The sequence below is a fragment of the Legionella steelei genome (assembly GCF_001468005.1).
In the GTDB taxonomy this organism is placed as follows: domain Bacteria; phylum Pseudomonadota; class Gammaproteobacteria; order Legionellales; family Legionellaceae; genus Legionella; species Legionella steelei.
In genome coordinates, this window is the sequence record NZ_LNYY01000021.1 from 152,751 (window position 1) to 172,545 (window position 19,795).

A 19,795-nucleotide genomic window follows, 5' to 3' on the forward strand; every position below is an offset into this window, starting at 1 on the left:
GTCATCTGTAAAGGGAGTATCAAACGTTGAGTACAATAACCAGTTTACCAAATTTATTAACTTTGCTGCGCATCGTGCTGATTCCAGTGCTTGTTGTCGTATTTTATTTACCATTTTCATTTGCGCATATGTTTGCCGCAAGTATCTTTGCTGCAGCAAGTTTTACCGATTGGTTAGATGGTTATTTGGCGCGCAGACTGAAGTTGATGTCTCCTTTTGGTGCTTTTCTTGATCCTGTTGCAGACAAATTATTGGTTTCTACAAGTTTGTTGTTGCTCGTAGGTGCTAAGGAAATTAATTACATTACTATTCCTGCTATTGTAATTGTTGGGCGTGAAATCGTTATTTCGGCCTTAAGGGAATGGATGGCTGAAATTGGTCGACGTGCGAGTGTGACTGTTGGATATGTGGGGAAGATAAAAACATTTTTACAAATGGTCGCCTTATTTTTATTGTTGGCATTTAATTCGTTAGATAGTTGGGGTGGGATTTTCGGTTTTGTCCTGCTATATGTGGCCGCAATTTTAACTATTTGGTCGATGATTATTTATTTGGCGATTGCCTGGCCAGAATTAACGAAAAAAAATTAATTTTATTATTGACAGGGTGTTAAATTTCGGTAGAATCACACCCCGTAGAGACGCGGGAATAGCTCAGTTGGTAGAGCACAACCTTGCCAAGGTTGGGGTCGCGAGTTCGAGTCTCGTTTCCCGCTCCAAATTAAAGCGACAAAAAAAGTCGCTTTTTTTTTAGAGCAATAGACATAGACGTATTAGAAGTATAAATGAGGCTGTGTGGCAGAGTGGTCATGCAGCGGCCTGCAAAGCCGTGTACGCCGGTTCGATTCCGGCCTCAGCCTCCATAAATAGATTGCCCAGGTGGCGAAACAGGTAGACGCAAGGGACTTAAAATCCCTCGGACCAAAAGTCCGTGCCGGTTCGATTCCGGCCCTGGGCACCAATCACCAGTTATTCTGTAGCAAATAAGACTAACGCAAGAATCGCAAAAATCATTCCTAGGACATGTTTCACAGTTAACCCTTGCTTGAGAAATACAACGGACAATAATAGGGTAATCATAGGATACATGGATGTCACGAGTACCACAGGCATTGTAGGTCCATTGCGTAATGCCAAAATGAAAAAAATACAGGCAATGCCACTTGCTAAACCGTTCAATAATCCATATGTCCCTCCTTTGGGACAAAGATCCAATTTAAAATCAAGTAATACAAGGGCGATGAGTCCTGAAATTAATACACCAATGCTTGAATAAAACGTGATGGATAAAGGATTAATAAAGCTTGATGCTCTTGTACCCCAATACCCCCAGGCACCATAAAGACATAAAGCAATGAGTGAAGGAAAATACCAAGAGCTAGGATTCATACAAATTTACCTCACCTGACAACAGGCTTTACAAAGTGTCTATATAGGATAACCGGTAGCTTATTAAAATAATACTCCCAAAGTTATCTTTGTGACTATCCTGGGTACGATTTGCGCGATAACCTGATGCATCGAAACCCATTTGGAGTCCCTGTATATGTTCGATAATTCGTTTGAAAAATAGTCAAATAAGGCTGGGTTTAATAGCCTGAGGACATCTCAGGCGTTAACAGCGCAGCCTTCAGAATAATCTTGTATGATTGTCATATCTTGCTTTTAGCTAGAGGGAGCTACAGCAGCAGCTATTGATGGACTGGATTCATGCTCTAGTGATCTTTGTTTGTCTAACCAATCAACTAAGCGGCTGCGGTATGCTTTAAAAAACAAGGAAAAGCGATTGGATGAACGAATCTGGGCACTTTCACTGCTTTCAAACAATCTCGTTACTTCTTTTGATGTAGCTAATTTCAAATTTAAGGCAATTTTATCTGCATGAAAGGCGATGTCAGTCAGCGCACAATTTCTTAATTTGAAGGAGCCCTCAATAATTTCACCTCGTTCTCCTTCGATTATGAAATCAGTAAGCGTAAATGGATGTTTTGCGAAATAAGTACTGTTTTTACCATTCGATGCGATCAGTTCTTCTTTGGCGCCAGCGGCAACAAGCTCTATACATAAATCATCAAAGTGATAAAATCTTGCCCAGTGAAGTGCGGTCATCCCGTGATTGTCAGCCTGATTTACATCACAGTGTAACTCAAGCATTTTTTGCAAAATTTGCTTTGCAGCTTCTTTATCGGCCAGCTTACAAGCTAAAATCAAAGCGGTATTGCTAAAAGAGGTTGCTAAGAGCAGTTTCGAGTTTGCCATTCTCAGTGCATAGTTTAGGTTGTAATGATTTCGGTCAATAATGGCTTGATGTAATGGGGTATTGGCTGGTTCTATATCATCATAACTTTCCATGTCTCGACGAGAAAGTTGGCAAAATAGAGCTAGTTTTTCTAACGTTTCTTGGCGTGAGCTAACTGCTTTTATCTCATCTTGGTAGATATTGAAAAAAGTTTTAATAGTGTCCAAATTAGTTTCTAATAAGGGTAGGGTGCGTTTTAGAACACCGGGTAATAGTAAATCTTGGCTCTGTAGATAGCTTAGGAACAATTGCAGTTTATCTAATTCACTTTTATATTTTAATTTAGGGAGCATTGCTTCGATTATATCTTTTCGTAACAGATCAACTTGCTTCATGAATTTAAAAAAATTATCAAGGAGTTGTAGATCTTCTGCCGAGGGATACGCTGTACTTAATAATTCTGCTATTAAAGGAATCAAATCAGGAGGTAGTGTTTTACAGAGTCCAAATAGTTCAAAAATTAAATGCCAATCACTATGTTCTTCCGTATATTCCTGGTCACCCCTGCTCATCGTAAAGCGTAGTGGAGTGACCTTGGTTATTTGGGTATATCGTTCTAGCTTATTTTTTTTGGCTAATAAGCAGATGAGTTCATAAATTTTATCGTCGCCTGCAGAGGACATCCTAATTGCCTGAATCATTGCCTTGCGTGTTTCTGGAGTTGTATCACTAGCCACATATATTTGCAGGGCTCTCATAGGGTCAGAAAAACGTTTTGTTTTAATGAATGAAGCTAAGTGAAGAAAATCAGTGAACTGATCGAGTGCTACTCCTGCCGAGACGTTATGAAGCTCTACATCTATTGCTGCATCAACCTCATCAAAACGCACGTCGGGTGAGTTAATTAAGGCAGTAAGCTTATCACTAAGAATGATTTTTTTTACCTGCAATTGTGATGATGCCATAAGATTCCCTCCAATTAGATTAGTTTGATGAATCAGTCTACGTTAAATAAATTTAATTTACAATTTGTAAAATTAATGGCTTAAAAAATCTTATGTGCGACTAAATATCCACAAATTTTGTGGATAACTATGTGGGTTATCTGATGACGAAACAATAAAATAGCAGAACCAGCTATAGGGTATATCTCTTAGGGGATTTTTTCTCTACAATAAGACTTTAACCAAAAATCAAAGCAAATATGTATAAACCATTAGCCCTTTTTATGGGCTTACGCTATACGCGTTCTCGAAAAAAGAATCATTTTGTTTCTTTTATATCTCTGAGCTCTATGCTTGGTATTGGCATAGGAGTGATGGTTCTGGTTACTGTTTTATCAGTAATGAATGGATTTGATGAACAGATACATAACCGTTTTTTTGGTATGGCCCCTGAAATTACGGTTTCTGGACCCAATGAGCGACTCGATAATTGGTCTGAAGTAGCTAAAAAAATTCAAACGGTTCCTGAAATTAAAGCATTATCTCCTTATGTCGGTGGACAAGGATTAATGGTGCACGAAGGACAGGTTTTACCTATTGTCTTAACGGGCGTATTGCCTGAGCAAGAAGAAAAGATGAGTCACTTGCAAGATAAATTGTTGGCTGGAAATCTCAATAATTTAAAAGATTTTGGCATAATCCTAGGTAAAGGCCTTGCAGACAATATGGGGACGATGATTGGGGATAAGGTTACAGTGATGATTCCTCAGGCAACGGTGACTCCTGCGGGAATGATTCCGCGTTTTAAGCGATTTACAGTAGTAGGTGTTTTCTCTGCTGGAACAGGATTTAGCTTTGATACAAAGCTGGCTTTTATCAATATGGGGGATGCCCAAAAGTTATTGCAAATGGGGGATGATGTCACCGGCATCAAAATGAAAATAGATAATGTGTACCAAGCTCCTGAACTGTCTGTTCGCTTGTCTCAATTGTTAGGTGGAGAATACCAGGTTGGTAATTGGACGCAGCAGTATGGTGCGTTTTTCCAGGCGGTCAAAATGGAAAAAACGATGATGTTTATGATCTTATTGCTCATTATCGCGGTAGCTGCATTTAATCTGGTCTCCTCTTTGGTGATGGTTGTTAATGACAAACAAGCAGAAATTGCAATTCTACGAACGATTGGTGCAACCCCTTCTACCATATTATGGACGTTCATTGTTCAAGGCATGATGGTCGGAATTGTGGGGACGTTTTTTGGTTTGCTTGCTGGATTAGTCTTGGCTGAAAATGCGACCACGATCGTGAATCATCTGCAAGCCTGGTTTCATTTTAAAGTCTTGTCATCGAGTATTTATTTTGTTGATTATTTACCTTCTAAGATTATGTTGAGTGATCTATGGAAAGTTTGTGTTATGGCTTTATTAATGAGCTTTTTTGCAACCATTTATCCTGCCTGGCGCGCCTCAAAAACAGTGATTGCGGAGGCTTTGCATTATGAGTGATATTATTTTACATGCGACAAAACTGTGTAAATCCTACAATGATGGAGCCTCTAAGGTTGATGTTTTACGAGGTGTCGATTTGTCCATCGCGAAAGGTGAGCGTTTGGCAATTATCGGTCCTTCGGGCTCTGGGAAAAGCACTTTATTGCATCTAATGGGCGGGTTGGATAAGCCAACAAGTGGCGAGGTATTAATTAAGGATGTGAATTGGCAGAAAGTAAATGAAAAGCAACGTTGTCGATTACGCAATCAAGGCTTGGGATTTATCTATCAGTTCCATCACCTGTTACCGGAATTTACCGCGCTTGAAAATGTTTCTATGCCACTACTGCTAGCCAAAATCTCAGTGATGGATGCCATGGCAGAAGCAAGTAAAATACTGGATGATGTTGGCCTGAAAGAAAGAAAAACACATAAGCCCGCCCAGCTTTCCGGAGGAGAGCGCCAACGGGTTGCTATCGCTCGAGCATTGGTACATCAACCATACTGCGTATTGGCAGATGAGCCAACAGGTAATCTCGATCAAACAACTGCAACAAAAGTATTTAATTTAATGTTGGAGTTGAATCGAAAAATGAATACAGCTTTGGTCATTGTAACTCATGATCAACAGCTGGCAAAACAAATGGACCGTGTTTTAGTACTGGGCGAGGGTATTTTGTCCGAATTTAAATAAGCTTGTATCAACAGAGACTCTCTGAGCTATTGTTTTTGCAGGTAAGAGTTATCTATAGAGGAGTTAATAAAAGAATGCTTAAAGATAAGGATAAGGGGAGTAGTGCCCAAGCAACCCAGCTTGCGAAAAGTTTTTTAGATGGGCTTAGAAAGAATAAAGAAGCTTATGATTTTGTAGATATGGGGGTAAATCCACATCGATTTTTAAAAAATAAAGTGGCTCCTCAAGTATTAGCACCTATTGCTGAAGACGATGCAGAAGAAAGAGCCGGAGTAAGTGGTCCTGGTTTGTAGATTGTAGCCAGGGTGAAGGCATTCGCCCAACCCGGGTTTCGCTGTGCGCTACCCGGGTTATTAAGAAATCTAGATGGGTGTTTTAGTAGTCTGCATGCCCTGGTGTACGTGGGAAAGGAATTACATCGCGTACGTTGGCTAAGCCAGTAACATAACTCACCAAACGTTCAAAGCCCAAACCGAATCCTGCATGGGGTACAGTACCATAACGACGTAGATCTCGATACCATTGATAGCTTTCTTTGCTTAGATTGCATTCTTCGATACGCTTATCCAGAATGTCGAGACGTTCCTCACGTTGACTACCTCCGATGATTTCACCAATTCCAGGCGCTAAAACATCCATCGCCGCAACGGTTTTTTCATCATCATTGAGGCGCATATAAAACCCTTTGATTTCCTGGGGATAGTTAGTCAGAATCACCGGTTTTTTGCAGTGAACTTCTGCCAAATAACGCTCATGTTCCGATTGCAAATCCAAACCCCAACTAACTGGGAATTCAAATGACTGTCCACACTGTTCCAAAATTTTAATGGCATCAGTATATGTCATAATTTCAAAATCAGAGTCAGCAACGTGTTCCAGTCGTTCAATACATCCTGGTGCAACAAATTGATTGAAAAATTCCATATCATCAGCACGCTCTTCGAGAACTGCTTTACATAAATAACGCAACATCTTTTGACTTAAATCGCAAATATCTTGCAACGTGGCAAAAGCGACTTCGGGCTCAATCATCCAGAACTCAGCTAAGTGTCGGCTTGTATTTGAGTTTTCAGCACGGAAAGTGGGTCCAAAAGTATATACTTTGGACATCGCCATGCAATAAGCCTCAAGATTTAATTGTCCTGAAACCGTAAGAAATGTTTCTTTACCAAAAAAGTCTTTATTGAAATCGATTTGGCCGTATTCGTTTTTAGGAGTATTTAAGAGGTCTAAAGTGGACACGCGAAACATTTCACCCGCACCTTCGCAATCACTGGAAGTAATAATGGGGGTATGGATCCAAAAGAACCCTTGTTCGTGGAAAAAGCGATGGATGGCTTGTGATAAACAATGACGAATCCGTGTAACAGCGCTAATCGTATTCGTACGAGGACGTAGATGAGCTACCTCGCGTAGAAACTCCAGAGTGTGTCGTTTTGCTTGAATAGGGTAAGTATCTGGATTATCTACCCAGCCTACAATTTGAATAGACTCCGCCTGAATTTCAAACGATTGGCCTTTACCTTGAGAGGCTACTAATTTGCCTGAGGCAATTATCGAACAGCCTGCAGTCAGTTTACTGACTTCAGTGGTGTAATTGTCCAAATTGTCTGTAGCTACGATTTGAATGGGAGCAAAACAAGAACCATCATGCAGGCTAATAAAAGACAAACCTGCTTTGGAATCACGTCGAGTCTTAACCCAGCCTCTCACTGTGACGTGTTTATCAATGTTGATTTCACCATCTAAACACTGCTTTATGGTAAAAACTTCACTCATTTTTTTACTCCTCGCTCTGAGTATACTTTGTACAGTCGCTGAGCACTGTTTTAGTGCATTTAAATTCCATCAGTCCTAGGACGCTTGTTGAAACAATGCATACGTATTGTGTTACATCAAGCATGTTCCGATTGAAGGATTTATCTGGTTAGCGAAACAGGGTAATGCCAATCCCAATTTGTGACTTCACGAAGTATAGATACCTTTAACTAAAAATGAGATGATACACCGGGGTTATCAGCATTTCTACTATATTAGTGCTAAAACACATTGATTTTCTCGCTTTATTAGGGTAATCCCAAACAAGAATGAAAGTGCTTCAGTATAATCATTGAGGAAAGATTATGTTGCAAAAAATGTTCTGTATCTCATTGTTTTTTTGTTCTTTGGGGGCGGCAGCAGATGATACGGTATTAAAATTATTCAGGCCTTATGGTGATATAACGAATCAAGTGGTTCCACAAGTGAAAAAAACACTCATGGGAGAATGTTATTCTCAATCCCAATTAATTGAACGGGAAGATGCTTGGCGTTGCCTTGCAGGCGGCAAAACGTATGATCCTTGTTTTGTTAAGGCCGGTCCAAACAGGACGGAGGCTTTATGTCCTCAATCTCCTTGGCGCGGAGACAGCGTGTTGATTATGGTGAAAGAACCTTTGAATAATGAGCAAAACAAAACATTAGATATGTCACGCGCTTATCCTTGGGGCATCGAATTAACTAATGGCGAACGTTGTAAAGCGATTAATTCAGGGAAAATTTATGATCAAATGCCAGTGCGCTATAGATGCAGCAATAAAAATTATCTGATTGGTCATTTACAGCGATGCAAAACTGTGTGGAGCATGCTTGAGAAAACGCCAAAAGGTGTTGTGACTGTCGAATTAAAGAAGGCATGGTTTTAAATAAATTTATTACCATAAACTTTATAGCCTGGGTTCCGCTGCGCGTCACCCAGGTTTCAACCAATACCTATTGAACCTCGGGAATTGCCTTTTGAAATGGTTCCAGAGTCAAACAATGGGTGTTGATTTCATTGATAAGCGGATAGTTATCCATAGCAAAATGAAAACGGTTTGCATTATAGACTTGAGGTATAAGGCAGAGATCAGCCAATGTCACTGTGTCACCAAAACAAAAAAGTTGTCGACGTTTAATATGTTGTAGCTTCGCTTCAAAAGCATCAAATCCTGCTTTAAGCCAATGATGATACCATTCCATAACTTGTGATTCGCTGGCTTGAAATTGTTCTTTTAAGCGGTTTAAAACCCTTAAATTATTTAAAGGATGCATATCACAGGCAACAATTAAGGCAAAAGATTTTATGGTCGCCTTATCCCACGGGTCTTGTGGTAATAACGGAGGATTAGGGTAGGTTTCATCCAGATAGTCAATTATGGCAAGTGATTGACTAATCACTTGTCCATTGACTTCTAAGCTGGGAACTAATTGTTGGGGATTGATCGCTTGATACTCTGGACTATGCTGTTCTCCACCATGATTCACTAGATGAATGTTCATTGTCTCATAAGCAATATTTTTTAAGTTCAGAGCAATTCGGACACGATAACATGCTGTTGAGCGAAAATAATCATATAGTTTCATTATTTATACCTGCTTCACCACTTGATCGATGGCCCCAAATAGACTTCGGCCTTGTTTATCACGCATTTCAATACGAATTCTGTCACCAAAACGCATAAAAGATGTTTTTGCTTGACCTTGCTCTATGATTTCCAGCATTCGTTTTTCGGCAATACACGATGAACCTTTGCTGCGATCAAGATTTGAGACTGTACCTGAACCAATAATAGTTCCTGCACGAAGGACTCTGGTTTTGGCTGCATGTTCAATTAGTTTTGCGAAGGAAAACGTCATATCAATTCCTGCATTGGGCTGGCCAAATAATTGCTCATTCAGATGACTTAATAAAGGCAAATGCACTCGTTGCCCATCCCAATCAGGGCCTAGTTCATCAGGAGTGATGGCAACTGGAGAAAAGCTGCTGGAGGGCTTGGATTGAAAAAAACCAAAGCCTTTTGCGAGCTCATTTGGTATTAAATTACGTAATGAGACATCATTGACCAGCATCAGAAGTTTAATATGTTGTCCTGCATTGTCCTGACTTATGCCCATAGGAACATCATCAGTAATGATTGCAACTTCTGCTTCAAAATCGATGCCATATGCCTCATCTGCCATCAATATGGGGTCTCTAGGTCCCAAAAATGAATCAGAACCACCTTGATACATTAAGGGATCAGTCCAAAAATTCTCTGGCAACTCCGCACCACGCGCCTTACGCACCAGCTCGACATGATTCACATAAGCGCTGCCATCTGCCCATTGATAGGCGCGAGGAAGAGGTGAGTCACATTGTTGTGGATCAAAACTAAAGGCATTTTCTAAATGTCCTTCATTAAGTTGTTGAGACACTTTTTGCAATTGTTCTTCTACTACATCCCAATGATCTAAAGCATATTGTAAGTTGGGTGCGATTTGAGGTACTCGTACGGCAAGAGTTAATGTTTGATTGACCACACATAACTCTCCGTCGCGTGATGATGCTGATTTTAAACTGGCAAGTTTCATAAGCTCCTCGTTTAGTTGTAGCCTGGGTGTTTTGTAGCCTGGGTGAAGCTGAAGCCGTAACCCGGGTTATGGGCGTGTATTTTTGATCCGAACCCCTGGGTTCAGCTGCGCTTCACCCAGGCTACAATGATATTTTTTTAAGCTGATTTTTCTTTCAAGGTGCCACGTTTGATTTGATCTCGCTCAATGGCCTCAAATAATGCTTGAAAGTTACCCTCACCGAATCCTTGATTTCCTTTACGTTGGATAATTTCAAAAAACACAGGGCCAAAAATATTTTCAGTAAAGATTTGCAGCAATAAACCATGTTTTGGATCGACGTCACCATCAATCAATATTTTCTCTTCTTGTAGTTGCTGAACTTGCTCTTGATGCCAAGGAAGGCGATCATGCAGCATTTCATAGTACGTATCTGGAACATCAAGGAATTTAACGCTTTGCTCTCTTAATGTATGCACTGTATGGTAAATGTTGTTAGTAGTTAATGCGATATGCTGGATGCCTTCACCTTTGTATTCATGTAAAAACTCTTCAATTTGAGATAAATCATCTTTGGATTCATTCAATGGGATTTTAATTTTTCCGCAAGGGCTACCTAGAGCACGACTTAATAAGCCCGTCATTTTTCCTTTAATGTTAAAATAACGAATTTCCTGGAAGTTAAAAATAGACTCATAAAACTGAGCCCATTTATCCATGTTGCCACGAAATACGTTATGGGTTAAATGATCAATAAGTACTAAGCCATTTCCTTCTATTTTTTTATTGGGTTGATGCTCCCAATGAGCAGAGAAGGGGTGGTGTTGATCGTCAACAAAATAAATAACACTACCACCTATGGCTTGGATACCCAGTAAACCATGATGTGCATGTGAGCAATCTTCAAATGCACTGGCTCCGTGCTGAAGTGCATATTCGAAAGCGGCTTGAGCATTTTTCACTTTAAATCCCATGGCACAAGCACCCGCGCCATGAGTTTTGGCATGTTCTTCTGCTTGGCAATTTGTTGCTGCATTAACTATAAATTGAATCTGGCCTTGCTGGAATAAAGTGATGTCTTGATTTTTATGATGCGCAACAGCTTGGAAACCCATGTCTATGAACTGTTGATGCAGACGTTTTTTATCTGGGCCTGAAAACTCTAAGAAAGCAAAACCATCTAGTCCACAAGGGTTGTTGTTTGTTTGCATTGTTGATTACTCCTTTAAAATGATTCAGTACTTATAAAAAACCTTCCTCTACAAGAAATGGCAGAAAGCAAGGTCAGTAATCTGGGTGAAGTGCAGCGGAACCCAGGGTTAAAGACACGAAGGCCAACAACTTAAACCAGGGTTACGGTTTCGCTTTCATCCAGGCTACAAGATACTTAGGCATACAGTATGCGCTAAGATGGTTGTACTAAAAATAATCCATCAGCTATTGGCAATAAACTAATAAACACGCGTTGATCATTTTTAATCAAATCGTTAAGTTTTTTTATTTCTCTGGTTTGTCCACCTGTTTCATTTTTATCAATTACTTTACCATCCCAAAAAATATTATCTATAGCGATTAATCCTTTTGGTTGAATTAGTTTTAATGCCAATTCATAGTAATGCACATAATTGGTTTTATCAGCATCAATAAAAATGAAATCGAATTTTTGCTCCCAACCTTCGGCGATGAGTGCATGTAAGCTATCTAAGGCACGGCCGAGTCTTAATTCGATTTTATGGTCTTGCTGTGCTTCCTGCCAGAAGGGATGTGCTTTGCTCGTCCACTCGGAGCTGATGTCACAAGTGATGAGCTTGCCATCATCCGGCAAAACTAAAGACATGGCTAAAGCACTATAGCCAGTAAATGTTCCCAGCTCCAAAACATTTTTTGCACCGATAAGGCGCAGAAGTAATTGCATAAATTGAGCTTGTTCCGGCGCAACTTGCATGTTCGCCAGGTCCATAGTCGACGTCACCTTACGTAAACCAGTTAGAGATGGATGCTCACGCAAAGATTTGTCCAGCATGTATTCATAAAGTTCGGGGGTTAGGCTTAAATGTTTCATAGATTCCTAAAGTTCTGCTATTTTGGCTAAAGTGGCACGAATTTTATGTTTTCTGATACCGCACATACTAGTCCGTCATCCCTCGTTATACTCGGGATGACGCCTTAACAACCCTAAGATAATTTTTCTTTTGCTAAATTATCTGCAATTTCACTTGTAGGTAAGTTTTCTTGAGCGGAGCGCGCAAAAATTTCAGTTAAATGAGTATAAATTGCATCGATTTGTTCGTTAATTTTTTCTTCAGGAGTATGCAGATACTTAGATGCTGCAAAAATTAATCCTCCAGCATTAATGACGTAATCTACTGCAAATAAAATACCTTTATCATGTAATTTATTACCATGATAAGTATGCGCTAATTGGTTATTTGCCGCACCTGCAACAATGGTTGTTTGCAATTGAGAAATGGTGATGTCATTGATAATTGCGCCTAAAGCACATGGAGCAAAAACGTCGCAGGGAACTTTATGAATTTGATCCGTACTTACCGCTTTAGCACCTAATTCGGTCACAGCACGTTCTACCGCAGCCGGAGAAACATCGGCAACAGTCAATGTCGCACCTAACTCATGCAAATGTCTGGCAAGCAAAAATCCAACATGGCCTAAACCTTGGATGGCCACATGAACTCCATTTAGACTTTCTTTTCCTAGTTTAAAAGCCACTGCAGCTTGAATACCACGTAGAATACCTCTGGCAGTAGAAGGTGATGGGTCACCATCGTATTTGGATAAACTGGCTACATAGGGGGTATGTTCTGCAATAATGTCCATATCTGGTAATTCGGTGCCACTATCAAGAGCAGTAATGTAGCGACCATTTAATTCATTAACAAATCGACCAAACTGGTGCATGTATTGGGCACGATCAAATGAGCCTTTGGGTTTGATAATTACAGATTTGCCGCCTCCCAATGGCAAGTTGACCGATGCTGCTTTAAAGCTCATTCCTCGGGCAAGACGCATTGCATCTTGAATCGCTGCATAAGTATTTGGATACTCAATGAAACGGCAACCACCTAAAGCAGGGCCTAATTTGGTATTGTGGATGGCAATGATTGCTTTCATTCCAGTTGCTGGGTCTACTTTGAAGTGCAAGTCACCAAAACCGTGAGAGAGAGCGTAATCGAGGAAATCATCATCGGTTATTATTTGGTTAGTATTTGATATATTGTCCACAGAAATCATTATTTATGCTCCTCTTTTGCAAATATTTTTGCAGAAGTTATATTCCTATTTTTTGATTAAATCAATGGTATATACCCAAGAAACTCCAAAATGCTATTTTTAGCAAGTCGTCTAAAACCAGCATCTTGGCGTTTCTTGGTATGGTGAATAATTTGGTATCTGAAGGCATGCTGGTATACACTAATTTGTTTATTCATCAAAAATCGGAGAGGGTTATGCGCCAAATAGCTGTCAGAATACTGGCTTTAATGGTTATCACATCGTTCGCTTTTGCTGAAGGCGTCTTACCGCCACCACCTCCACCACAGCCGCAGTTAGTTCTTGATAAAATTGATTTCCAACTTTCAGCAAAACAATGGGTCACAACACAAACTGCTTTACTAGGAGTTAATATTAATGTGACGTTAACCAGTGCTGACTTGGTAAAAGCGCGTGCTGACATCATTGAGCGATTAAATAAAATTGCGAAAGGAGATTGGCACCTAATCGAGTTTGATCGCTCTCAGGACAATTCTGGACTTGAGAAGCTCTATGTGCAAGCACAAGCGCGAGTCAATCAGGAGGCGTTAACTGATATTTATAAAAATGCCAAAGAGGTCAGTTTACCTGGTGCTAAATATGAGATATCCAGTGTGGATTTTAAACCAAGTTTTGATGAAACTCAGAATGTTTTAGGTGAAATTCGCCAACGGTTATATCAGCAGGTAAATGATGAGCTCGCCCGTATTAATAAGGCTTATCCAGGACAAAATTATAGCTTAAGCAACTTGACGTTTATGGAAGGCTCTAATCCGTCTCAGCCACGACCTTTGCAAGCAAAGGTGATGAACACGATGATGGCTGGTGAAGCAGCAGCTGCAGCGCCCGCATTAACAGTAAGTAATGAGTTGATATTGACTGCAATCGTTGAGGTAGCCTCAAATCGTAAGCAAAATATTATAAAGTAGGTTGCTCAATAAGTTAAAAATCTCCCTCATCCGCCCTAATGGATACCTCTACCCCAAGGGGCGAAGGGAGATTTACTTCCTGGCAGTTTGTAGCCTGGGTGCAGCCTAGTGTTATAATTTCACTTTCACCCACATTTTATAAAAGGGGAATGAATTTTGTTGGTTGTTGAAAAAATTATTGGACATCGAGGAGCTGCAGCTTATGCTCCTGAGAATACATTAGCTTCATTCGACAAGGCGTTGGCTTTAGGATGTCATTTCATTGAGTTTGATGTCATGTGCAGTGTTGATGGTGAACCTTTCGTTATTCATGATGATAATTTAAAGAGAACAACAAATGGACGTGGTGATGTAGGCAAGGTTGAGTCTGCTTATGTGCAATCTTTGGACGCAGGCTCTTGGTTTTCACGACAATTTAAAGGCGAGCGTATTCCTCATTTTAAAGAGGCATTGAAGTGGCTGTCTTTTTCGGGTGTACAAGCAAATATAGAAATTAAACCCTATCCTGGTACTGCAGAACAAACGGCAGTAGCTGTGATGAGCCACATTCAACGTTATTGGCCACAGGGAAAAGATTTACCCTTGGTGTCTAGCTTTTCTTGGGATGCTTTGGTTTTATGTCGCAGTATTGCTCCGGAAATGCCATTGGGTTTACTTCTGCATGCTTGGGATGAACAATGGTTACAAAAAGCCAAGCAATTAGAATGTTTTTCAATTCATTTTAATCGCAGAGTTTTAACAGAAGAGCGTGCTAAAGCAATTAAAGCAGCAGGTTATGTTCTCTGTGCATATACGGTGAATCGCAGACGCTTGGCTAATAAGCTATTTGCTTGGGGTGTTGATGCGGTTTTTAGTGATTATCCAGACTTATTGGCATGAAAAAATTAATTCTTCTTTTAGTCGGCATCTTCTTTACTCTATCAGCCCAGGCAAAACCGGTTGAACTGCTGTTGTGGCATGGAATGGCTGGACATTTGGGTGATGAAGTTCGCCTACTTGCCGATGATTTTAACCGAAGTCAAAATGAATACATAATTAAACCCGTTTATAAGGGCCATTATGTAGAGACATTAACGAGCTTTGCCGCTGCATTCAAAGCACATCATCCACCTGCCATGGTACAGGTTTTTGAAGTGGGAAATGCCATTATGGAGTCGCCTAAGGGCGTAATCAAACCAGTAGATGAGCTGATGCAAGAGCAAGGAATAAGCTTGCCTAAAGAAGATTTTATTCAATCTATTCGTGAGTTTTATAGTAAAGATGGGCAATTAATGGCTTTACCTTTTAATCTTTCGGTTGCAACCTTGTATTACAATCAAGATATTCTTGCCAAGGTAGGTTACTCCCAAGTGAATTTCCCACGCACTTGGTCTGAGATGGAAGTATTGGCAGAGAAGTTAAAAAAAGCAGGCTATGATTGTACTTATACAACCGCGTACCCAGGTTGGGTGCTTTTTGAATCCTTTTTAGCAATTCATGGATTGCCATTAACTCAAGAAAATCCCGCACGCGCTGTGTTTAATACCCCGCAATTAGGCAGTCATTTTAAGCGTTTAAAACGGTGGCATACATTGCATTATTTTCGCTATGCAGGAAGGGTAGATGATGCCACTATTTTATTTACCAGTGGTGTTTGCCCTTTGTTGAGCCAATCATCTGGTGCTTATAATAGTTTGTCCGCTTTAGTTCCTTTCCGGTTAGGAATTTCCAGCATGCCTTTGGATACAAAAGTGAGTAAGATACGACATGCAAATGTTGCTGGCGGTGCAGCATTATGGGCCGTAGCGGGACAGACCAAGGAACAGTATAAAGGAATCGCTCAATTTTTTGCATTTATCGTGAAACCCGAGACCCAAAAGCATTGGCATGAGCATACAGGTTATATCCCCATAGGTTTACAAGGTATCTATGCTAATATTTTGCGAAGCAGTCATCATCCAACTTTATTGATGGCGCGTACGGATTTAGCCGGGGACTTGCAGGAAAAACCGTTACCACGTTTTGGTCCGCAAAATCAGATTCGCGGTATTAACGATGAGGTTTTGGAAGCGATGTTTGCAGGTTTTCTAAGCCCAAGTGAGGCGTTACGAGAATCCTCAGTACGTACCAATCATGTATTGTCACGTTTTGTGAGAAATACGACAGGACCATAATGATAAGAATATCGAAGATACTTTGTATTGTAGCACTTGCTTTTTACTGTTTTCTTGTTGTCTTAGGTAATATTACCGATTATAAGGCGAACTATGTTCTGGTAGAACATACATTGGCGATGACGGACATCTTTGCGGACTCGCGAATTGGTTATCGCGCAATTTTCAATCCTATAGTGCAGCACACAATCTATCTTATGATCATTGGCTTAGAAATCCTAACCATGGTGCTTTGTGCTGCAGGCGCTTGGAAGTTATTTAAAGTGCGGCATGAAAGTGCATTGATTTTTAATGGAGCTAAAAATTGGGCGGTAGCCGGCCTCACATTAGGCTTTTTAACTTGGCAAGTGGTTTTTATGTCTATAGCAGGTGAGTGGTTTGGTCTATGGATGTCTTCATTGTTTAGAGGGGCTCTAACAACGGCTTTTCATCTATTTATTACTTTTTTAGTTCTTCTAATCTACTTGGTTATTAAGGATGAGTGAATACTTGTGAATGGTGTTGGATTAAATTTGTAGCAGGAATCCAGTTCGTAGAAATAAAAAACCTCCGCCTAGGCGGAGGTTTTAATGAAGTACAACTTAAAGCTATTTAAACTTGGAATTGTCTGTTGAGCTCTTGCATTTGTTCTAACAATCGAGCTTCTTGCTCTTTCAGTTTACTCAACTGCATAGTCCCTTCTTGGATAGCTTGCTTCAGTTCAACTATAGATTTTTCTAGTTGTTCTACTTCCTCTCCAAGTTCCTGAATAGTTTGCTTGACAACTGTTGTTGACGTTTCGAGCTCTGCTTGTTTAAGTTTTATTTTAACCCACGTTAAAAACAGAACCGGATTGCGAGCATATTCAGTTGGAAGTTGGGCGCCTTTTTTTCTTCCTGGTACAATTTCTAATTCCTTTTCAAGCCTATCAAGTTCCCTAAGAATAGATTCTGATTCACTAGCACCTACTTCGGCAACTTTAGCCTGAAGTTCTTTTTTCGTACTCTTGTTTTTTTCTTTGTCCTTTAATAGGCCATCGAGTACTTCCAGTTTTTGAGAAAGCTCCACAATCTTTTGATGTAAAGGGACACTTTGTTGGAACAAGGTAAAAGTTTGGAACCCTCTTATTACACTTTGCAGTGTAACAATCGCTTTCGCCTCTTTTTTTGCTTGTTCCTCTCGATTCAGCATCACTTCTCTTGTTTTTGCGGCTGAATCTTTAGGATCAATGATATCATCTACAGTAAGAACGAGACCTTTATCTTGATATCGCTTATCAATGTATTGTTGAGCACGAGCTGAAACATCTTTATTTCGTACGCAACGTCCAGTTGCCTGAGGTCCTGACAGTATTCCGTTAATCGCATTGATATTCGACTCAACAACTGGCGAATGACTATTGATAACTTGCACATTTAAGATATCTCGAATACTCACACCTGTAGCAATTACTTCATCTGCAACAATATGTGTTCTCAGACCAACTTCAATTTGCGCAAGCTGCTCGTCGATTATAGACTGTTTCGTCTTCATATCAATTGCACTGGCATAACCTTCAGTTGCTTTTAAGGCAACTAAATCAACAGGAGTAGCATGAGTTACCACATCAGAAATAGGATTTGACGTTTTGATCTTAGCTACCATTGCTTCTGCTCTGTCCAAAATTAATTTAACCATTGCTTCTTTTTGCGCAGTAGGCAATTTGGAAATAGGTGGTCCTAATTTCGTCAAAGCTGTATTTAATTTTATCCTATCTGCGTCTTCACAGGCTTTAAGCTTGCTTAAAAACGGAGGAGGTATCTCACCATCTTTTGTTTTGTATTTCTTGATATGCTCATCGCATTCTTTTAAATATTCATCAAGCTTGTGAGATCTGTCTTTCTCAGCAATATCAGTGAACTTTTCATTAAAGATAAGTGCAAGAGCAAAGCTATTGACCGTTCTTTGAATGTCTTTTTGTTGTTCAATATCGATATCATTTTTTAAATTCACTGCACGTAAAGGAACTTGTCTACGTAATTCCAGTTCATCGACAGCACCAAATTTTTTGGCCAATTGCACTCTTGCTTGAGATTCAGACTCTTTGCGGAGCTCTGCTACTTTCCCTTGATATTTTTCCAGGGTAGGTCTATCTCCATTCGCAAGCTTCTGATAGGTTTCAGCTAATTTCTCACGAGTTGCTTGGTCATCAGAAAAACCCATGTTGCGTTGAGCACGAATGCGGTTCAACTCTAAAGCTTGTTCAATGGCTTGTTGTTGCGCCACAGCGTCTTCAATTCCCATTGTCGCTTTTTTAATTTGTGCTTTTAATTCGACCGGATCAACATAACCAACCATTCCCTCTTGGAGATAATAATCATCAAAGTAATGAATCACTGCTTGATCAATCAAATCTTTTTCTTCTAAATAAGCTACTTCAGGCTTAATCGGACGAATTGTTCCTAACTCAATTGCAGCACCAAGACTTAAATCATCTAAAGGCGTACCAGTAAAGAGATCATACAATTTCGAAGTTGGTGTCGCTGTTAATGCTAGAATTGAATTGCGAGCTTTCAATCTTTGCAAAATTTGTGTATCTTCTTCAGTAAATGTATGGCGATGGCTTTCATCAATTAACACCATTGAATCTTTTATTTCGCCAGCGATGATCTTGAATAATGGATGTTCCGCCTGCAAAACAACTTGATCAAAATGCTCAGTACCTGCAATTACTTTGGCAAAATATGCTCTAATTTTTTGTTTGTCTTCCTCTTCCATGTCACTTAAATCGTCCTTCAAACCGTCCCAATCCACATCAACGTTGGGTTTAATCGTTTCCAAAGTAAATACGGTAGGAACATGTGTGCTGCCTCCGACCTTACCTGCACCTAACATTTTTTGGGTTTCAGATGATTGCTGATCAACTAGTGTCTTATCAGGAACAATCATGACCGTGCGCCCAACTGCCTGTGCAATACCTGCCATTACAATACTTTTGCCTGAACCTGTTCCCATGACGGCAAGACGTTGTTCTTTTCCTGCGGCCAAGCTATCAGAAAATTTGGCTAATATTTCATTTTGATATGCATGAGGAACAAACGATTTAGTATCAACAGCTAAACCTTTCTTAGTTACTGCGTGAAGATCACCTACTCTATCATAGGTTAATTTAACAGTGGCGGAATGGTCATGATCGAAGAATAATTTACCTCTGCTCACTTCTGCATCTAATTTGCTGGTTATTTTAACCGTGTATTCTTGTTGCTCGTCTTTGATACCATCGTAAGTAAAATCTACTGTATATACAGCACCACCAATTGTAATCGCAGCTTCAAGATGTAACTTTTCGTCTGCTTTCTTAGTCCATTGGCTTCTTTCTTCTCCGGGCTTGCCTGCTTTTGCCAAAATTGCTTTGACAACATTTCCAATCTTAGGATCCTTTTTTGAGTTTTCTACAGCAATAATCTCTTTTGCTGAACCTACTGTAACCACTGCTCCGTTGGTTACAACTTCTTTTAATAAATGAACTGCTGCAACTGTGTCTGTGTAATCCCTAAGATCTGCAATCTGTTTTCTAACAATTTCGCTGTTGGCGCCCATAAGAATCTCCCCATAGAATATTTTTTAAATATAAAAATATAATCAAGGTCCTTATAAATTATATTTAGAAACATAGGTGATTATCGAACCTAATGTTTTCCGATTATACATAATTAATATTAAGCAACCATTAAGTACTTTTATTGTTTAATTGGATAACCTAGTACACAGCTTA

At 39.9% G+C, this 19,795-nt stretch carries 18 protein-coding genes and 3 tRNA genes; 12 read left to right on the forward strand and 9 right to left on the reverse strand.

All coding sequences use genetic code 11. The features are described 5' to 3' along the window. The first annotated feature begins 26 nt into the window (after nt 1–26). The 4 genes from pgsA to Lste_RS15385 all read left to right on the forward strand — a co-directional run bounded on the left by pgsA (nt 27) and on the right by Lste_RS15385 (nt 960). Entirely contained in the window at nt 27–590 is a 564-nt protein-coding gene (pgsA, locus tag Lste_RS15370; RefSeq protein ID WP_058511881.1) for a CDP-diacylglycerol--glycerol-3-phosphate 3-phosphatidyltransferase, read from the forward strand. Between the two features lie 52 nt (nt 591–642). Further along, a tRNA-Gly gene (locus Lste_RS15375) sits at nt 643–718 on the forward strand. 70 nt (nt 719–788) lie between these two features. After that, nucleotides 789–862, forward strand: a tRNA-Cys gene (locus Lste_RS15380). 10 nt (nt 863–872) lie between these two features. Then, nucleotides 873–960, forward strand: a tRNA-Leu gene (locus tag Lste_RS15385). An 8-nt stretch (nt 961–968) separates the two neighbouring features. On the opposite strand, the gene Lste_RS15390 is transcribed toward Lste_RS15385, so the two are convergent. Together Lste_RS15390 and ankQ are read right to left on the reverse strand one after the other, a co-directional pair. Continuing rightward, nucleotides 969–1,388 (reverse strand): EamA family transporter, encoded by a 420-nt coding sequence (locus tag Lste_RS15390; protein ID WP_058511882.1) that lies wholly within the window; start codon nt 1,386–1,388, stop codon nt 969–971. A 276-nt stretch (nt 1,389–1,664) separates the two neighbouring features. Beyond that, a complete protein-coding gene (ankQ, locus tag Lste_RS15395; protein WP_058511883.1) occupies nt 1,665–3,203 on the reverse strand; it encodes a Dot/Icm T4SS effector AnkQ/LegA10 in 1,539 nt (512 codons plus the stop codon). Nucleotides 3,204–3,442: 239 nt separating this feature from the next. Between ankQ and Lste_RS15400 the strand changes: the two genes are divergently transcribed. The 3 genes from Lste_RS15400 (at nt 3,443) to Lste_RS15410 (ending at nt 5,656) form a co-directional block, all read left to right on the forward strand. Then, the gene (locus tag Lste_RS15400) at nt 3,443–4,687 is read left to right on the forward strand and encodes a lipoprotein-releasing ABC transporter permease subunit (protein WP_058511884.1); all 1,245 of its coding nucleotides are present in this window, start codon (nt 3,443–3,445) and stop codon (nt 4,685–4,687) included. After that, a complete protein-coding gene (lolD, locus tag Lste_RS15405; RefSeq protein ID WP_058511885.1) occupies nt 4,680–5,363 on the forward strand; it encodes a lipoprotein-releasing ABC transporter ATP-binding protein LolD in 684 nt (227 codons plus the stop codon). Before Lste_RS15400 ends, lolD begins: the two co-directional genes overlap by 8 nt. Nucleotides 5,364–5,437: 74 nt before the next feature. After that, nucleotides 5,438–5,656, forward strand: a complete 219-nt coding sequence (locus Lste_RS15410; RefSeq protein WP_058511886.1) for a hypothetical protein — start codon at nt 5,438–5,440, stop codon at nt 5,654–5,656. An 82-nt stretch (nt 5,657–5,738) separates the two neighbouring features. On the opposite strand, the gene asnS is transcribed toward Lste_RS15410, so the two are convergent. After that, on the reverse strand, nt 5,739–7,142 hold the full coding sequence (gene asnS / locus Lste_RS15415) for an asparagine--tRNA ligase (RefSeq protein ID WP_058511887.1): 1,404 nt from the start codon (nt 7,140–7,142) through the stop codon (nt 5,739–5,741). A 344-nt stretch (nt 7,143–7,486) separates the two neighbouring features. Between asnS and Lste_RS15420 the strand changes: the two genes are divergently transcribed. Continuing rightward, nucleotides 7,487–8,047, forward strand: coding sequence for a hypothetical protein (locus tag Lste_RS15420; RefSeq protein ID WP_058511888.1), 561 nt, complete (start codon nt 7,487–7,489; stop codon nt 8,045–8,047). A gap of 67 nt (nt 8,048–8,114) precedes the next feature. Here Lste_RS15420 and maiA read toward each other — a convergent pair whose 3' ends face one another. From maiA to Lste_RS15445, 5 genes are all read right to left on the reverse strand, one after another. After that, a complete protein-coding gene (gene maiA / locus Lste_RS15425; protein WP_058511889.1) occupies nt 8,115–8,747 on the reverse strand; it encodes a maleylacetoacetate isomerase in 633 nt (210 codons plus the stop codon). A gap of 3 nt (nt 8,748–8,750) precedes the next feature. Continuing rightward, the gene (locus Lste_RS15430; protein WP_058511890.1) at nt 8,751–9,734 is read right to left on the reverse strand and encodes a fumarylacetoacetate hydrolase family protein; all 984 of its coding nucleotides are present in this window, start codon (nt 9,732–9,734) and stop codon (nt 8,751–8,753) included. Between the two features lie 137 nt (nt 9,735–9,871). Further along, nucleotides 9,872–10,924, reverse strand: coding sequence for a 4-hydroxyphenylpyruvate dioxygenase (gene hppD / locus Lste_RS15435; protein WP_058511891.1), 1,053 nt, complete (start codon nt 10,922–10,924; stop codon nt 9,872–9,874). Nucleotides 10,925–11,118: 194 nt separating this feature from the next. Beyond that, a complete protein-coding gene (locus tag Lste_RS15440; RefSeq protein WP_058511892.1) occupies nt 11,119–11,775 on the reverse strand; it encodes a class I SAM-dependent methyltransferase in 657 nt (218 codons plus the stop codon). Nucleotides 11,776–11,888: 113 nt separating this feature from the next. Beyond that, a complete protein-coding gene (locus Lste_RS15445) occupies nt 11,889–12,962 on the reverse strand; it encodes a Leu/Phe/Val dehydrogenase (RefSeq protein ID WP_058511893.1) in 1,074 nt (357 codons plus the stop codon). 215 nt (nt 12,963–13,177) lie between these two features. Between Lste_RS15445 and Lste_RS15450 the strand changes: the two genes are divergently transcribed. From Lste_RS15450 to Lste_RS15465, 4 genes are all read left to right on the forward strand, one after another. Then, entirely contained in the window at nt 13,178–13,909 is a 732-nt protein-coding gene (locus Lste_RS15450; RefSeq protein WP_058512456.1) for a hypothetical protein, read from the forward strand. A 159-nt stretch (nt 13,910–14,068) separates the two neighbouring features. Next, entirely contained in the window at nt 14,069–14,788 is a 720-nt protein-coding gene (ugpQ, locus tag Lste_RS15455; protein ID WP_157070798.1) for a glycerophosphodiester phosphodiesterase, read from the forward strand. Further along, nucleotides 14,785–16,062 carry an extracellular solute-binding protein gene (locus Lste_RS15460; RefSeq protein WP_058511895.1) on the forward strand — a complete coding sequence of 426 codons (1,278 nt, stop codon included), beginning with the start codon at nt 14,785–14,787 and terminating at the stop codon, nt 16,060–16,062. The genes ugpQ and Lste_RS15460 overlap by 4 nt, the downstream gene beginning before the upstream one ends. Next, complete coding sequence (locus tag Lste_RS15465; protein ID WP_157070775.1) at nt 16,062–16,547, forward strand: DUF2165 family protein; 486 nt, start codon at nt 16,062–16,064, stop codon at nt 16,545–16,547. Before Lste_RS15460 ends, Lste_RS15465 begins: the two co-directional genes overlap by 1 nt. A gap of 106 nt (nt 16,548–16,653) precedes the next feature. Here Lste_RS15465 and Lste_RS15470 read toward each other — a convergent pair whose 3' ends face one another. Further along, the gene (locus tag Lste_RS15470; RefSeq protein WP_058511897.1) at nt 16,654–19,620 is read right to left on the reverse strand and encodes a DEAD/DEAH box helicase family protein; all 2,967 of its coding nucleotides are present in this window, start codon (nt 19,618–19,620) and stop codon (nt 16,654–16,656) included. Nucleotides 19,621–19,795: the final 175 nt, after the last annotated feature.

Excerpts from the sequence above, each read along its gene's own strand:
- Lste_RS15390 (WP_058511882.1), bottom strand. The coding sequence starts at position 1,388 with ATGAATCCTAGCTCTTGGTATTTTCCTTCACTCATTGCTTTATGTCTT.
- ankQ (WP_058511883.1), bottom strand. The coding sequence starts at position 3,203 with ATGGCATCATCACAATTGCAGGTAAAAAAAATCATTCTTAGTGATAAG.
- Lste_RS15400 (WP_058511884.1), top strand. The coding sequence starts at position 3,443 with ATGTATAAACCATTAGCCCTTTTTATGGGCTTACGCTATACGCGTTCT.
- lolD (WP_058511885.1), top strand. The coding sequence starts at position 4,680 with ATGAGTGATATTATTTTACATGCGACAAAACTGTGTAAATCCTACAAT.
- Lste_RS15410 (WP_058511886.1), top strand. The coding sequence starts at position 5,438 with ATGCTTAAAGATAAGGATAAGGGGAGTAGTGCCCAAGCAACCCAGCTT.
- asnS (WP_058511887.1), bottom strand. The coding sequence starts at position 7,142 with ATGAGTGAAGTTTTTACCATAAAGCAGTGTTTAGATGGTGAAATCAAC.
- Lste_RS15420 (WP_058511888.1), top strand. The coding sequence starts at position 7,487 with ATGTTGCAAAAAATGTTCTGTATCTCATTGTTTTTTTGTTCTTTGGGG.
- maiA (WP_058511889.1), bottom strand. The coding sequence starts at position 8,747 with ATGAAACTATATGATTATTTTCGCTCAACAGCATGTTATCGTGTCCGA.
- Lste_RS15430 (WP_058511890.1), bottom strand. The coding sequence starts at position 9,734 with ATGAAACTTGCCAGTTTAAAATCAGCATCATCACGCGACGGAGAGTTA.
- hppD (WP_058511891.1), bottom strand. The coding sequence starts at position 10,924 with ATGCAAACAAACAACAACCCTTGTGGACTAGATGGTTTTGCTTTCTTA.
- Lste_RS15440 (WP_058511892.1), bottom strand. The coding sequence starts at position 11,775 with ATGAAACATTTAAGCCTAACCCCCGAACTTTATGAATACATGCTGGAC.
- Lste_RS15445 (WP_058511893.1), bottom strand. The coding sequence starts at position 12,962 with ATGATTTCTGTGGACAATATATCAAATACTAACCAAATAATAACCGAT.
- Lste_RS15450 (WP_058512456.1), top strand. The coding sequence starts at position 13,178 with ATGCGCCAAATAGCTGTCAGAATACTGGCTTTAATGGTTATCACATCG.
- Lste_RS15460 (WP_058511895.1), top strand. The coding sequence starts at position 14,785 with ATGAAAAAATTAATTCTTCTTTTAGTCGGCATCTTCTTTACTCTATCA.
- Lste_RS15465 (WP_157070775.1), top strand. The coding sequence starts at position 16,062 with ATGATAAGAATATCGAAGATACTTTGTATTGTAGCACTTGCTTTTTAC.
- Lste_RS15470 (WP_058511897.1), bottom strand. The coding sequence starts at position 19,620 with ATGGGCGCCAACAGCGAAATTGTTAGAAAACAGATTGCAGATCTTAGG.